13 protein-coding genes and 1 pseudogene are annotated in these 13,783 nt (G+C 63.8%); 3 read left to right on the forward strand and 11 right to left on the reverse strand.

Annotation, left to right across the window (positions count from 1 at the left end):
• Positions 1–3 precede the first annotated feature (3 nt).
• A complete protein-coding gene (locus C448_RS11795) occupies positions 4–1,110 on the reverse strand; it encodes an IS630 family transposase (protein WP_004055036.1) in 1,107 nt (368 codons plus the stop codon).
• Positions 1,111–1,347: 237 nt separating this feature from the next.
• Here C448_RS11795 and C448_RS11800 point away from each other — a divergent pair, with 237 nt between their 5' ends.
• Positions 1,348–1,833 (forward strand): transposase, encoded by a 486-nt coding sequence (locus tag C448_RS11800; protein ID WP_004055037.1) that lies wholly within the window; start codon positions 1,348–1,350, stop codon positions 1,831–1,833.
• 188 nt (positions 1,834–2,021) lie between these two features.
• Here the strand turns inward: C448_RS11800 and C448_RS15640 are convergent.
• Positions 2,022–2,180 (reverse strand): annotated as a pseudogene (locus C448_RS15640) (carbon starvation CstA family protein); the annotation flags it as partial.
• Between the two features lie 251 nt (positions 2,181–2,431).
• Here C448_RS15640 and C448_RS11805 point away from each other — a divergent pair.
• Positions 2,432–3,964: an aldehyde dehydrogenase family protein gene (locus tag C448_RS11805; RefSeq protein WP_004055039.1), complete on the forward strand. Its 1,533-nt coding sequence runs from the start codon at positions 2,432–2,434 to the stop codon at positions 3,962–3,964.
• Positions 3,965–3,985: 21 nt separating this feature from the next.
• On the opposite strand, the gene C448_RS11810 is transcribed toward C448_RS11805, so the two are convergent.
• From C448_RS11810 to C448_RS11845, 9 genes are all read right to left on the reverse strand, one after another.
• Positions 3,986–4,876, reverse strand: a complete 891-nt coding sequence (locus C448_RS11810; RefSeq protein ID WP_004055040.1) for a polysaccharide deacetylase family protein — start codon at positions 4,874–4,876, stop codon at positions 3,986–3,988.
• Positions 4,869–5,933, reverse strand: a complete 1,065-nt coding sequence (wecB, locus tag C448_RS11815) for a non-hydrolyzing UDP-N-acetylglucosamine 2-epimerase (RefSeq protein WP_004055041.1) — start codon at positions 5,931–5,933, stop codon at positions 4,869–4,871. The genes C448_RS11810 and wecB overlap by 8 nt, the downstream gene beginning before the upstream one ends.
• Positions 5,930–6,967, reverse strand: coding sequence for a glycosyltransferase (locus tag C448_RS11820; RefSeq protein ID WP_004055042.1), 1,038 nt, complete (start codon positions 6,965–6,967; stop codon positions 5,930–5,932). Before C448_RS11820 ends, wecB begins: the two co-directional genes overlap by 4 nt.
• Positions 6,960–8,318, reverse strand: coding sequence for a nucleotide sugar dehydrogenase (locus C448_RS11825; protein WP_004055043.1), 1,359 nt, complete (start codon positions 8,316–8,318; stop codon positions 6,960–6,962). The genes C448_RS11820 and C448_RS11825 overlap by 8 nt, the downstream gene beginning before the upstream one ends.
• The gene (locus C448_RS11830) at positions 8,315–9,286 is read right to left on the reverse strand and encodes a Gfo/Idh/MocA family protein (protein ID WP_004055044.1); all 972 of its coding nucleotides are present in this window, start codon (positions 9,284–9,286) and stop codon (positions 8,315–8,317) included. The genes C448_RS11825 and C448_RS11830 overlap by 4 nt, the downstream gene beginning before the upstream one ends.
• Positions 9,283–10,365, reverse strand: a complete 1,083-nt coding sequence (locus C448_RS11835) for a DegT/DnrJ/EryC1/StrS family aminotransferase (RefSeq protein WP_004055045.1) — start codon at positions 10,363–10,365, stop codon at positions 9,283–9,285. Before C448_RS11835 ends, C448_RS11830 begins: the two co-directional genes overlap by 4 nt.
• A complete protein-coding gene (locus C448_RS11840) occupies positions 10,362–10,952 on the reverse strand; it encodes an acyltransferase (RefSeq protein ID WP_004055046.1) in 591 nt (196 codons plus the stop codon). The genes C448_RS11835 and C448_RS11840 overlap by 4 nt, the downstream gene beginning before the upstream one ends.
• Complete coding sequence (locus tag C448_RS16935) at positions 10,949–11,071, reverse strand: hypothetical protein (protein WP_275039131.1); 123 nt, start codon at positions 11,069–11,071, stop codon at positions 10,949–10,951. Before C448_RS16935 ends, C448_RS11840 begins: the two co-directional genes overlap by 4 nt.
• A 148-nt stretch (positions 11,072–11,219) precedes the next feature.
• On the reverse strand, positions 11,220–12,770 hold the full coding sequence (locus C448_RS11845) for a flippase (RefSeq protein WP_004055047.1): 1,551 nt from the start codon (positions 12,768–12,770) through the stop codon (positions 11,220–11,222).
• 770 nt (positions 12,771–13,540) lie between these two features.
• Here C448_RS11845 and C448_RS11850 point away from each other — a divergent pair.
• Positions 13,541–13,750, forward strand: a complete 210-nt coding sequence (locus C448_RS11850) for a hypothetical protein (RefSeq protein WP_004055048.1) — start codon at positions 13,541–13,543, stop codon at positions 13,748–13,750.
• Positions 13,751–13,783: the final 33 nt, after the last annotated feature.

The following is a 13,783-nucleotide window of genomic DNA, read 5'->3' on the forward strand; positions in this document are numbered from 1 at the left end:
TAGTCATTTGGATAACTTCTGAAGATACGGAGCGAGGAATTTCTCGATCCATGAGACGGCGAAACTCAGCCGATCAGTGAGGCGGTCGAACAGATCGGTGACGAGAGCGCGGAATTCCTCCGCGCTCTCGACGATGAGCGGTGAGGCTTCCCAACGGAGACTCTTCCAGACCGGTTCGATCGGATTCAGATCCGGCGAACCAACTGGAAGGAACACCAGATCGATCCCTAGCTGATGCGCGCGCCTGCGCGTGTACGGGCAGATGTGCGAGGAGAAATTATCCAAGACGAGCAGAATCCGCTTGCCCGGATTCTGCTCGCGGATCCGTTCGAGGCACCCACAGATCTTCTCTTTCTCCTGATTTTCGGGGAAGCTCACCACGCTCTCGCCGTTGAGCGCGTAGAAGCCGACCGTTGGTTCGTCGTGACGAACCAGCGGTCGGGGGATGTGGGGATCATCGACGTAGTACATCCGCTGTGAGTTGTCCCACGGCTGTGGATGGGACGTATCGAAAAACCCGAGGACAGTTCCGCCATCGGTGCAAACATCATCGTCAACGATCCAGCCTTCCTCGTCATCACCGTCTTGTTTGTTGTGTGGCTCATCGGCGTCCTCGTCGAACGCGTCTCCGACGCGTTCTTCGAGGATCCCCTCGGCGTTCTCAGGTTGAGAGGGACGCTGTGTTCGTGGAATCGCACGTGAAAGACCGAGCTTTTTGAGGAATCTTCCGAGGTAGGCTGGATGGTACTCAACGTCGAACTTCTCGTTGAGAAGATACTGGATCTCTTGTGATTTCCAGGGCTGACCCTCTCGTAAGAGTTCGAGCAATTGTTCCTGCTCGTCGTCGCCGAGCTTCGGGGGCCTGCCGCCCCCGAAGTTCGGCGTGAGGAGACCGAGTCCCCCCTCGTTCCATCGTCGTACCCAGCGAGTCGCGGTTGCAGAGGACCTGCCGACATCGTCGGCAGCGTCCTCAAGCGTTGCGCCTTTGTAGAGTCGTTTAACGAACGTCAGTCGCTTGCTGACTTTTTCGTTGTCGGTTTCGGCGAGTAGCCGATCGAGATCGTCTTCACTGAGATGTCGGACGATCTCCTTGCGACGATCTCCGCTCATGAGATCGCTATCTCACGCGATCTTCATAACTTTCGCTAGGGACTANACTGAGATGTCGGACGATCTCCTTGCGACGATCTCCGCTCATGAGATCGCTATCTCACGCGATCTTCATAACTTTCGCTAGGGACTAAGGCGTCGACGCTGGAGTACGAATCGACGACGATCACAGTTCGTGGGAAGGAGAAAACCTACGACGTCGCAAGCGAGATCGTCGAAATCGAAGGCGTCGGTCCGGTGAAGATCGTTGCGAGCAAGACGGACGACACAACTCGGCACTACTTGAGTACGGATCTCGGCCGGTCGGCGGCCGAGATCCTCGAACTCGTCGAACACAGGTGGAACATCGAGACGGTTCACGAGGAATCGAACGCGAAGTTCGGCTTCAAGCAGTACCAGCTGGAAGGAAAACAGGCGATTGAGTGCTACATCCAACTGGTGTTTCTCGCTTGGACGCTCGTAACGTTCGCTGAACGGGCAAACGTGGCGTTTTGGGACGAACGAGGCGGACTGAGCGTCCGCCTCGATCACGCCAAGGAAGCGTATCTCGTTGAGACGTTGCTCGAAATCACCGACGAGATTCCCCCGTCGCTCCCGCGAGCGGAGCGACGGGAGCAACTGCATGAACTGGTGCGTGAGTTCTCGTGGTCTTCTTTGGCGATTTCGTTTGTTCCAGCTGCCAAAATATATACTNCGAGCGGAGCGACGGGAGCAACTGCATGAACTGGTGCGTGAGTTCTCGTGGTCTTCTTTGGCGATTTCGTTTGTTCCAGCTGCCAAAATATATACTCCAGTGAATAACTAGTGTGGTTTCTATTGATGGTTGGTTCGTAGACCCAGCTCTGATGAAACGAATACGGAGTCTCTGGTGATTTTAGCCACAGTTCGCTGCGTCAAACGATCTTGCCAAGCCGAGCCGGAACGTACTCCTGTCCGTCCTCGTATTTGTGTGCCGGCGTCTCGGCGTCCTCGTCAAGCCCGACGAACTGGGCGAGATAGCGTGAATAGCCGATATAGCCGATACTGAACAGAACGAGAACGCCGACGACCAATCCGATGAGTGCAACCATATGTGCACGATACACTACTCAACTTTCATGATAAGGGTTTCCATACACTGTCCGATAGTATAGTGTGTGACAGTGTGAACGTCTATACCGCGGACTCAGTCTCGAACATCACTGAAATATGTCTGACCGAGACACTTTTCTCCGAACGTGGTTCGAGGAAAGGCCCCGTACTGCTCGATCCCATCCGACGAAGGATGACACACTCTGACAGCGCGACGTTTTTGTACCCGGCGGTCGCAATTCTTGCCGAGATGAGTCAACAGCTCAGCGAGCCGTCCCAACACTACGTCGACGGCGAATGGATCGACGGTGACGGCGCAGAGACCTTCGAGAGCACCAATCCCGCGACGGGCGAGAGCCTCGGCGAGTTCCAGCGCGGCACGGACGCGGACGTCGACCGTGCGCTCGCGGCCGCCGACGACGCCTTCGAGGAATGGTCCGGGCTCTCCTACACCGACCGCGCGGAGTATCTCTGGGATATCTACCACGAGCTCAAGGAGCGCCACGAGGAGCTCGGCGGGATCGTCTCCAAGGAGTGTGGCAAGGAGATCTCCGAAGGGAAGGCCGACGTCAACGAGGCGTGGGACATGGTCGAGTGGGCCGCCGCCGACGCCCGCCACCCCCACGGCGACGTCGTCCCCTCGGAGATCGCCGGCAAGGACGCCTACATGCGCCGCCAGCCCCGCGGCGTGATCGGCTGTATCACGCCGTGGAACTTCCCGGTCGCCATTCCGTTCTGGCACATGGCCGTCTCGCTGGTCGAGGGCAATACTGTGGTCTGGAAACCCGCCGAACAGACGCCGTGGTGTGGCCAGGTCATCGCCGAGATGTTCGCGGAGACCGGAATTCCCGACGGCGTGTTCAACATGGTGCAGGGCTACGGCGACGCCGGCGAGGCGATCGTCGACGACGACCGCGTTCAGACCGTGCTCTTCACTGGCTCGGCAGAGGTCGGCCACGAGATCTCCGGCAAGGTCGGCGGCGAGGCCGGCAAGCTCGCGGCCTGCGAGATGGGTGGGAAGAACGGCATCGTGATCACCGACGAGGCCGACATGGAGACCGCCGTCCACTCGGCGGTGATGAGCTCGTTCAAGACGACGGGCCAGCGCTGTGTCTCCTCCGAGCGAATCATCGTCCACGAGGATATCTACGACGAGTTCAAGGAGCAGTTCGTCGACATCGCCGAGGACGTCGCCGTCGGCGACCCTCTGGACGAAAACACGTTCATGGGGCCGCTGATCGAGGACGAACACAAGGAGAAAGTCACCGGCTACAACGAGCTCGCCTACGACGAGGACGTCGACGTGCTCGTCGATCGCACGGAACTCGACGAGAGTGAGATCCCCGAGGGCCACGAGGACGGCGTCTGGATCGGGCCGTTCGTCTACGAGGCCGACCCCGATGCCGACCTCCGCGTCACTCACGAGGAAGTGTTCGGCCCGCACGTCGCGCTGATGCCCTACTCGGGCGACATCGAGAAGGCGGTCGAAATCCACAACGACACCGAATACGGGCTCGCCGGGGCGATCATCTCGGAGAACTACCACGAGATCAACTACTTCCGCGACAACGCCGAGATCGGGCTCGCCTACGGCAACCTCCCGTGTATCGGCGCGGAGATCCAGCTCCCGTTCGGCGGCGTGAAGAAATCGGGCAACGGCTACCCGAGCGCGCGCGAAATCATCGAGGCGGTCACCGAACGTACCGCCTGGACGCTCAACAACGCCGAGGGGATCCAGATGGCACAGGGTCTCTCGGCCGACATCACGACCAAAGACGACTGAGACGGCGGTTCGATCTTTTCGTCAGTCGGCAGCGTTCGCGGCTGCATCGAGTTCGGCGATATCGTCTCCCTCCTCGACGAGTCGGCCGTAGCACTCAGCCGGTGGGCCGATCCACGCATCCAGCTCCAGCGCGCGCTCGATGAGCCGCCGGTAGAGCGTCCGGTAGCCCGGGAAGTCGTCGCTCAGATAGCGTGGATGCCAGAGCACGGTCATCACCGCGTCGTTCGCGGCGGCCTCCGTGAGTAGTCGTTCGCAGGCGTCCCACGCCGATTCGAGGTCGTCGTGCTGTTCGAACAGCGCGACCTCCATCAGCGTCAGCGGAAACACGGTGAACTCGTCACCGAACGGGTGGATGGGATCGTAGCCGTGCGCGAAACCGTACTCGGTGCTCGATCCGAGCGAACTGTCGTAGGAGAGCCCAATCGTACGGTGGTGGTCCCACGTCGCGGGTACACGGTTGAGGAAATGCTGACGCCCCCCTTTCACCGGGTGGCCGAGCACACGCTCGACGATCTTCTTCTCCGTCGCGAGGCGCTCGGGATCGTCGTAGGAGTCGTAAGAGCCATGCAAGCCGACTTCCCAGCCGCCCGCATCGAGCTCCTCGATGACCCTCGCCATCCGCGGGGCCGACACGTCGTAGCGCCCGAGATGTTCGATCCAGTAGCGCGGGCGCAACCACTTCCGGAGGGAGCGGTTTCGGAGCCCGCGCTCGGAGAGGAAGTAGAACGCCGAACGCACGCCGAGCTCGTCCTCCAGCTCCATCAGCGAGTCGAACTGCCAGTAGGGGTTGACCTGGGGCGAGAGGTCCGCGAGCCGCGACGGATCGCGTTCGACCAGCGCGTCGGCGATCGACTGATAGCTCTTGTACGGGCGATCGACGTCGTGGGTGAGACAGAGAGCGAATTCAGCCATCGGTCTCTTCGAGCAGCGCGACCATCCGTTCGGCGGCGTCGCCGTCGCCGTAGAGCTCGGGCTTTTCCGGCAGCGTGATCTCTCGCTGGAGTTCGCGCTCGATCGCTTCCTCGTCGGCCCCCACCAACGTGTTCCAGCCGGCGTCGACGGTCTCGACCCACTCGGTCTCCTCGCGGAGTGTCACACAGGGCGTATCGAGGAAGAACGCTTCCTTCTGCACGCCGCCGGAGTCGGTGGCGACGCGCTCGGCCCCGTCGAGCAGGCGGACGAAATCGAGATAGCCCTGCGGTTCGATCACCGTCAGCTGCTGCTCGACCGTCTCGCGGAGCCCGTAGGTGTCGAGGCAGTCGGCCGTCCGCGGATGGATCGGGAGGACCACCTCACGGTCGGCCGCACCGAGCGCGCGCATGATCGCCGCGAGGCGCTCGCGGTCGTCGGTGTTGCCGGCGCGGTGGACGGTCGCGAGGACGTACTCGCCGGCGGTGAGATCGTGTTCGTCGAGCACCGTTGAGTGGTCGGCCGCGCGGGTGCGCGCCCAGAGGATGGCGTCGTACATCACGTCGCCGGTCAGATGGACGTTCTCGATCCCCTCCGTTTCGAGGTTCGTGACGCCGCGCTCGGTCGGTGCGAACAGGAGGTCGGAGACGTGATCGGTGAGGATGCGGTTGGTCTCCTCGGGCATCGCATCGTTGTGACTCCGCAGGCCGGCCTCGACGTGGGCGAGGGGAGCGTCGGTCTTGGCGGTCACGAGCGCGCCCGCGAGCGTGGAGTTGGTGTCGCCGTAGACGACGATCGTATCGGGCTCCTCGCGCTCGACGAGTTCGCCGAAGTGCGTCACCATCTCGCCGGTTTGCTGGCCGTGCGTACCGGAGCCGACGCCGAGGTTGTACTCGGGCGTCGGAATGTCGAGCTCCTCGAAGAACACCTCCGACATCGCCTCGCTGTAGTGTTGGCCGGTGTGGACGAGCACCTCCTCGTGGCGATCGGCGAGCGCGCGCGAGACGGGGAACGCCTTGATGAACTGTGGGCGCGCACCGACGAGCGAGACGACTTTCATCGTCCCTCCTGGTCGGCATGGGTCGTCTCATCGTACTGTGGCACGCGCAGCCCCTCGTTCGTCTCCAGATCGTAGGCCATCCCGACCGCGATCGCGATCACGCCGACGATGAGCAACAGCAGGGACAGCGCGCCCTGGACGAACCCCACTCCGCTGTCGATCAGCGTCCCGAGCGTGAACAGCCCGCCGAGCGCGCCGCCGATCGCACTGGCGATGCCGGCCGAATAGAGCAGGATGAGCGGGTGGAAATCGTGGATCACGTAGCGGGCCACCAGCCGGCGGGTGAAGTTGCGCGCGAGCAGCACCGAGAGTCGCGGCACGAACGACGAGTAGCGAATGCCGCTTTGCTCCTCGCCGTAGACCGCCGGATGGGAGACGTCGGCGACGCGAAACCGATGGATGTTGAGCGTCGTGAGCATGTCGTTCAGAAAGCCGTAATCGTCGTACAGACCGTCGATATCGATGCGTGCGAGCGCGTCGCCCGAGATCGCCGTAAAGCCGTTCTGTGGGTCGCTCATCCCCCAGTAGCCGCTCGAAATCTTGGTGAGGTAGGTGAGCAACGAGTTACCGAAAAACCGCCAGTTCGACATCTGCTTGCGGTCGCGGTGGAGCAGGCGCGTCCCCTTCGCGTAGTCGGCCCATCCCTCCGCGACCGGTTCGACGATGCGCGCGAGCATGTCGGGGTTCATCTGTCCGTCGGCATCCATCACCGCCACGACGTCGATGTCGTCGTCGAGGGCGTGGCGATAGCCGGTCTTGGTCGCGCCGCCGCGGCCGTGGTTTGTCTCGTGGCGGATCGGTTCGACGACACCCTCGAAGGTCGCGCCACCGTCGGCGAGCGTCGTCGCCTCCCGACGGCTGCGGTTGGCGCGTTCGGCGTGGCGCTGGATCTCCGCCCAGGTGTCGTCGGTCGAGCAGTCGTCGACGGCGTAGACGCGATCGACGTACGCCGGCAGGGTCTCGATGACCCGCCCGACGAACGCCTCCTCGTTGTGAGCTGGAATGACGACGCCCACGCGCTTCTCGTTATACATCGCGACCGCTCCCTATCGTGTATACCCTGTGTGGGGTGTCTGATAAATCAAGCGCTCCGCGCCCATCGACGACGACCAGCGGCGAGGAGAAGGCCAGCCAGTCGATCCGCTCGAACTGTTCGTGTGGCGTCACCATGACGACGCCGTCGATCGCGCGATCGGTGAGTCCGCTCGTGGCAACGGGCGTCGCGTCGAACTCGCCGAAATCGTCGATCAGCGGGTCCGCACAGAGCACGTCGGCCCCGGCAGCGTCGAGCCCATCGATGATGGGGCCGGCGGGCGTCGCGGCGGTCTCGGCGACGCCGGGCCGGTAGGCGACGCCCAAGACGAGCACCGTCGTCTCGGCGAGAGAGCGCCCCTCGGCCTCGAACTCCTCGTGAAGTTTCCGCACCGTGAATTCCGGCATGCTGTCGTTGACCGCGCGCGCCGTCCGGAGCAGCGGCGCGTCCTCGGCGCGGTCGTTCGCGAGGAAGTAGGGGTAGTAGGGGATGCAGTGGCCGCCGACGCCCGCGCCGGGGTCGTGGATCTCACAGAACGGCTGGGTGTTGGCGGTCGCGATCGCCTCACGCACGTCGATCCCGAGCTCGTCGGTGAACCGCGCCAGCTCGTTGGCGAGGGCGATGTTCACGTCGCGATAGACCCCCTCGAACAGTTTGACTGCTTCGGCCGTCGTCGCGTCCGCGACGGTGATGACGCCCTTCGCGTTGAGCTGTTCGTAGATGGTGTGCGCCGCCTGCGTGCTCTCGTCGTCGATCCCGCCGACGACCTTCGGGTAGGCTCCCCTGATGTCTTCGAGCGCGCGCCCGCTCGACGTGCGTTCGGGACAGAAGGCGACGCCGAACTCGTCGGCCGAGAGATCGCTCTCGGCTTCGAGCAGGGGTGCGACGACCTCTCGACAGGTCTTCGGCGGCACCGTACACTCGACGACGACGAGATCGCCCGTCGACAGTCCCGAGGCGACGTCCCGGACGACGGATTCGAGGATCGAAACGTCGGGATCGTTCCCGTCGGTGAGTCGCGTCGGGACGATGACGACGTGGACCGACGCTTCCGCGGCCGCCGTGCGGTTGTCGGTCGCTCGGAGGGCGTCGTCCGCGACGAGCCGTTCGACGAGTGCGTCGAGACCGGGTTCGCCCTCGACGTGACACTCGCCGCGCTCGATCCCGTCGACGACCGCCTCGTCGGCGTCCGCGCCGATGACGTTGCCACAGACCTCGGCGTAGGCGGCTGCCAGCGGCAGTCCCATCTTCCCGAGCCCGTACACTCCGACGGGGATCTCCCCGTCGCGAAACGCCTCGCGCGTGCGCTCACGTGCGCCGCCATAGGGCGCGACGGACCCGGCGCGACTCATCGAGCCTCGGCCTCCATGCGATCGTCGGCCAGCCGGTCGATCCGGCGGGCGACCGACAGCGCGCGGAGGCCGTCCTCGGCAGTCACGAGCGGCGACGTCCGTTCACGAACGCAGTCGACGAACGAGGCCAGCTCCTCCTTGAGCGGCTCGCCGCTGTCGACCATCGGCCGCTCGACGACGCCCTCGTGGCGGTAGTGCATGCCGTTCTTCCGCTCGACGTATTCGGGCAGCGAGTGGCGGTGGATGGCGACCGAGCGATCGATGTAGTCGACGGCGATCCAGCACTCGCGGGTCGTGATCGAAAGCTGTCTGATCTTCTTCTGTGTGACGCGACTCGCGGTGAGGCTGGCGACGACGCCGCCGTCGAAGCGCAGCTGAGCGTCGATATAGCGGTTCTCTTCGGCACCGAGGGCGTTCACCGTCGTGACGTCCTCGCCGATGAGCGAGAGCACCACGTCGATGTCGTGGATCATCAGGTCCATCACGGCGTTGTCCGCGATGGTGCGCTCGCGCGGCGAGCCGAGCCGCTGGGCGTCGACCGCGATGATCTCCTGCTCGTCGAGGATCTCGGCGACGGCGCGCACGGCCGGGTTGAATCGCTCGATGTGGCCGACCTGGATGACGGCACCGCGCTCGTGCGCCAGATCGGCGAGCTTCTGTCCTGCCTCCGGATCGGCGACGAACGGCTTCTCGACGAGCACGTCGACGCCCGCCTCGATGCACTCGCGGGCGAGTGCGGCGTGGTGGGCCGTCGGCACCGCGATCGAGACCGCGTCGGCGCGATCGAGCAGTTCCGCCCGCGAACGCGCCTGGGTGCCGTGGCTCGTGGCGATCTCGCACGCTCGGTCGGCGTCGGTGTCGGCGACGCCCACGAGCTCGGCGTCCGGCAGTTCGGCGTAGACGCGCGCATGGTTCTGGCCCATGCTGCCGACGCCGATGACGCCGACCCGCGTCGGCTCTGTACTCACTCGACCACCTCCGTGGCGATGGCGTTCACGATGTCCGTGAGGTCCGATGGGGAGAGGTTTGGATGTACCGGTAGCGAGAGCACTTCTCGGCTCGCGCGCTCGGCGACCGGCAGCGAGCGCTCGATGTCGCTGTAGGCCGGTTGCTCGTGGATCGGGATCGGATAGTAGATCCCGCTGCCGATCTCGGCTGCGTCGAGCGCCGCTTCGATCTCGTCACGGTGCTCGCTACGGATCGTATATTGGTGGTAGACGTGGCGTCGATCGTCGGGTTCGACGGGTGTGTCGATGACGTCGGGCAGCTCGTCGGTGAGTCGCTCGGCGTTCGCGCGCCGTGTCCCGTTGTATTCCGGCAACCGATCGAGCTGGACACGGCCGATGGCTGCGAGCACGCTCGTCAGCCGGTAGTTCTGGCCGACGGCGTGGTGCTCGTAGCTGTCACCATCGGGATCGCGGCCGTGGTTGATGAAGCTCGCCGCGCGTTCGGCGACGTCACCGTCGTCGGTGAGCACCATCCCGCCCTCGCCGGTGGTCATGTTCTTCGTCGGATAGAACGAGAAACAGGCCGCGTCGCCGAACGATCCAACGCGCTCGCCGTCGAATTCGGCACCGTGGGCCTGTGCGGCGTCCTCGATCACGAGGAGATCGTTCTCGTCGGCGATCTCCAGGAGATGGTCCATCGCGGCGGGCAGCCCATAGAGATGGACCGGCATGATCGCGTCCACGTCGCGCTCGCGGACGATCGCCTCGACGGCGTGCGGGTCGATCGTGTAGGTTTCGGGATCGATGTCGGCGAAGATCGGTTCAGCGCCCGCCAGTCGGATGGCGTTCGCGCTGGCGATCATCGAGAACGGCGTCGTCACCACGGTGTCGCCCGGCCCGAGCCCGAGCGCTTCGACGGCCGTGTGGAGCGCGGTCGTGCCGTTGGTCGTCGCCACGCCGTGGGACGCACCGCAGAAGTCGGCGAACTCCTCCTCGAAGGCACGCACTTCGGGGCCATCGGCGAACTGGCCGCTGTCGAGAACGTCCATGACGCGTTCCTTCTCGCGCTCGCCGAGTTCTGGGTCGGCTATCGGGATCATAGCTGGTTGGCTCCTGTGAGGTCTTCCGGCAATGGTTCGTGGCGCGCGGGGACGCCGACCGCCAGCGTCTCCGGCGGGACGTCTTCCGCGACGACCGCACCGGCGGCGACGAACGCACCCTCGCCGATGGTTACGTCAGGCAGTAGCGTCGCGTTCGCGCCGATCGAGACGTCGTCTTCGAGCGTCGGGCCGACGAGGTCGGCCTCGCGGCGCAGGGGATGTGGATCGTTCGTGAGCACCGCGCGCGGCCCGACGAACACCCGATCGCCGATCGTCGTTTCGGTCGGGACGTACACCCCGGTCTGGAGGCTCACGTGTGAGCCGATCGTCGACGAGCCGTCGATGGTGGTGTCGGTGCCGACGAGCACGTCGTCGCCGACGGTCGTATTCTCACGAACGACGGCGTTGTGACCGGTGGTGAACTCGTCGCCGATCGAGCTGTCGGCGTAGACGATGGTGCCCTCGCGCACCGTCGCGTCGTCGCCGATCGTGGCGGGCGGGGCGTCGGCATCGTGGACGTAGCCAACGGTCGCGCCGTCGTCGATACGACTGTTCGCACCGAGGCGTGCGCGCGTCTCGTCGCTCATCGGGGATCTCCGGGCGTCGGTCGGCCGGCCGTCGTGCCGTCGGACGGACGGGCGGCGGGGTCCGTCCCGGCGGCGAGGCCGTCTTCAGTGGTCGTGTCGTCTGTGGTATGGTCTGTCATTCGATGGAGGTGGGTGAAGCGAAGCGATTGAATGACTGATCGTGTTCGGTCTCATTGAGGTACACTTCGTTCTCACATATGTGTTTTCCCATCCGACGAACATCGCAGTTCGCCCGTCAGACGTCCGTCATCCGTGACCGGCCGCCGATCACTCACGGCGCGAGGGGATGTAGCGGTGGATCACGGGTATGCGGATGCCGAGGCGCTCCTCGATCTGTTCGATCGGGATCTCGTCTTCGGCCTGGAGGCAGCCCGTGACGGCGACCAGCGCCACCGCGACGAGGCCGGCACCGATGGCGAACAGCGGTAGCGTGACGACTGACAGCTCGACGACGCTCGAAAGCGCGAACGCGAGCGGGAACAGCACGAGCGGCAGGAGGACGAAGGTCTTGACGGTCGATCGCGAGAACGGCGAGATACCCGACAGCCGCCAGAGCACCAGCATGGCGATGACGTTGAGCGAGAAAAACGACAGCGCCGAGGCCAGCGCCGCGCCGACGACGCCGTACGTCGGCACGAGAACGATGTTGAGCACGATGTTGAGCACGGCCGCGGCGGTGTTCACCACGAGGATATACGTCGTGTAGCCGAACGCCGAGAGCGTGTCCTGACAGCGACCGTTGGCCGCACTGGAGAAGAAACCGACCGAGAGGATCGCCAGTGCCGTCGACGAGCGCGGATCGGTCACATCGAAGACGATCTCGACGACGTCGCCGGAGAAGGCGACGAACGTCAGGAACAGCGGGAAGGCGACGATGTAGATCCACTTGGTCGTGATCTTGTAGATGCGGTCGACCTCCTCGCGATTGCTGTCGTCGTCGAGGCGCGAGGCCAGCGGGAGATAGAGGAAGCCGAACACCGAGAGGATCACCGGCAGCCCGGCCGCGAGCGGATAGCCGTAGTTGTAGATGCCGGCGGCGTTCGGGGCCGACGCGAGCGCGCCGAGCATGAGCGTGTCCACCTGCGAGAGGATCGACGAGACCGCCGAGGCGACCACGAGCGGAAGGGAGAACCGAACCATCGCGCCTGCGTGCGTCCGGAAGGGGCCCCGGAGCGAGAGCAATCGGTTGAGGAGGACGTGCGCGACGACGACGGCGACCACCGCCGCGATGACGTAGGCGTAGCCCGCCGCGAGCACACCCATCCCCACTCCGAACAGCAGGACGAGCAGGATGCCGACGCGCAGACCGTTGTAGAGCAGATCGTAGGCGTAGGTCCGGTAGATGGTGTTCTCGTGGCCACGGATCGCACCGACGGCGACGCGAAGCCCGACGACGAGCGGGATCGCCAGCGCGAACAGCGTGACCAGCAGCGGCGGTGAATCGGCACCGAAGAACACCTGCCGGATCCAGTCGCCGCCGGCGAGCAGCCCCACGGCGATCCCGATTCCGGCGAGCCCGGCGATGACGATACCCGTCACCCAGACGCCGCGAACGTCACGCTCGTCGTCGAACCGGGACATGAATCGCGGGATCCCCTCGTTGAAGCCAACGAGCGCGATCGTCGAGCTGAGCATCAGTATCGAGAACCCCTTGCTGAACGCGTCGAAGGCGGGTTGGGAGAGCACGCGACCGAGCAGCACCTGTTCGAACAGTTTCGAAAACGCGCCCAGTAGACTACCGATCAGCATGAGGCTCGCACTCGACACCAGCGACGAGAGGTTCGACTCCTCGGCCGACGACGACTGTTCGTTCGCCATTCAGCGCCCGTCGGAGGCCGTCGGTGTCGGTCGCGCCGATCTCGATCGGGGGCGACGCGCGAACTGTACTGAAGGATTCATCACTTCAGTCCGACTCCAGCGCCGGCAAACAGCTTTTCGTTCTCGTACTGTCTGATACCGACACGGGACGGTTGGCGTTCGGAAATCCACTGTTGTGTGGCTGTTCGTGTCCTGGATTCTCGTCCGACAGTATTCGGCAGTAGCAGAAACGGCTACCCGGCGAGTTTTACGGGGTTCTGAATTCGATTTTCCTACAAGACTGTGGTTGCATTGTGCCCATCTCGGATCGATTCAATGGAGTAGTCAGATATATCAGTTTCACCCACGTAAGCCTCAGAGTGTCCAAATAGGACGATCTGCTCCCTCTCCGACGGAGAATGTATTCATGATTTGCAGGTTGAGTAGCATCACGGATAAACGATAAAATCCCAATACAACACAACACAATATGACGTCGACAGAGCAATCGTGTACACAGTCAGCGGCGATCAACTGGCGTCCGGTCATCGCACAGGGCATCGCCGTGTGGGTGGCAATCGCTGTAGCGCTCGGCTTTCTCCCCTCCAGCCACCCCGCCACTATCGGTATCGCACTAAGCATGGTTCTCGGAGCACCGTTACTCCCCATCTCGCTGTGGGCGGATTTACGTCAGACGCGAAATGCAAGCGAGTGTCCGCCGACTACCGGGGAGTATCTCGAGAACGTTTGCTGTGACATGATCGATAGCGTTTCGAATCGAACAGCACTCGGTGCGCAGCGGGCGATGCTATACGACTGTTCTCCCCAAACGCGGTCTTCAGTTCGATGAGAACGTCGATCGTCGCAAGAACGTCGATCCGGGCGAGACCTTCGATCTGACCATCGAGCCGTTCGTCGAGTCCGACACTGTCGGACGGAAATACGCAAAGTCGATTCTGTTCGACGGTATCATCCCGGACGGCCGCGCCGTGCATCGGTAGATTCACGGCCGCCGCACCGACTACCACCACCGA

Source organism: Halococcus morrhuae DSM 1307 (assembly GCF_000336695.1).
Classification (GTDB): domain Archaea; phylum Halobacteriota; class Halobacteria; order Halobacteriales; family Halococcaceae; genus Halococcus; species Halococcus morrhuae.

Bases quoted from the DNA above. Each gene is read 5' to 3' on its own strand.
- C448_RS11795 (WP_004055036.1), bottom strand. From the start codon at position 1,110: ATGAGCGGAGATCGTCGCAAGGAGATCGTCCGACATCTCAGTGAAGAC.
- C448_RS11805 (WP_004055039.1), top strand. From the start codon at position 2,432: ATGAGTCAACAGCTCAGCGAGCCGTCCCAACACTACGTCGACGGCGAA.
- C448_RS11810 (WP_004055040.1), bottom strand. From the start codon at position 4,876: ATGGCTGAATTCGCTCTCTGTCTCACCCACGACGTCGATCGCCCGTAC.
- wecB (WP_004055041.1), bottom strand. From the start codon at position 5,933: ATGAAAGTCGTCTCGCTCGTCGGTGCGCGCCCACAGTTCATCAAGGCG.
- C448_RS11820 (WP_004055042.1), bottom strand. From the start codon at position 6,967: ATGTATAACGAGAAGCGCGTGGGCGTCGTCATTCCAGCTCACAACGAG.
- C448_RS11825 (WP_004055043.1), bottom strand. From the start codon at position 8,318: ATGAGTCGCGCCGGGTCCGTCGCGCCCTATGGCGGCGCACGTGAGCGC.
- C448_RS11835 (WP_004055045.1), bottom strand. From the start codon at position 10,365: ATGATCCCGATAGCCGACCCAGAACTCGGCGAGCGCGAGAAGGAACGC.
- C448_RS11840 (WP_004055046.1), bottom strand. From the start codon at position 10,952: ATGAGCGACGAGACGCGCGCACGCCTCGGTGCGAACAGTCGTATCGAC.
- C448_RS16935 (WP_275039131.1), bottom strand. From the start codon at position 11,071: ATGACAGACCATACCACAGACGACACGACCACTGAAGACGGCCTCGCC.
- C448_RS11845 (WP_004055047.1), bottom strand. From the start codon at position 12,770: ATGGCGAACGAACAGTCGTCGTCGGCCGAGGAGTCGAACCTCTCGTCG.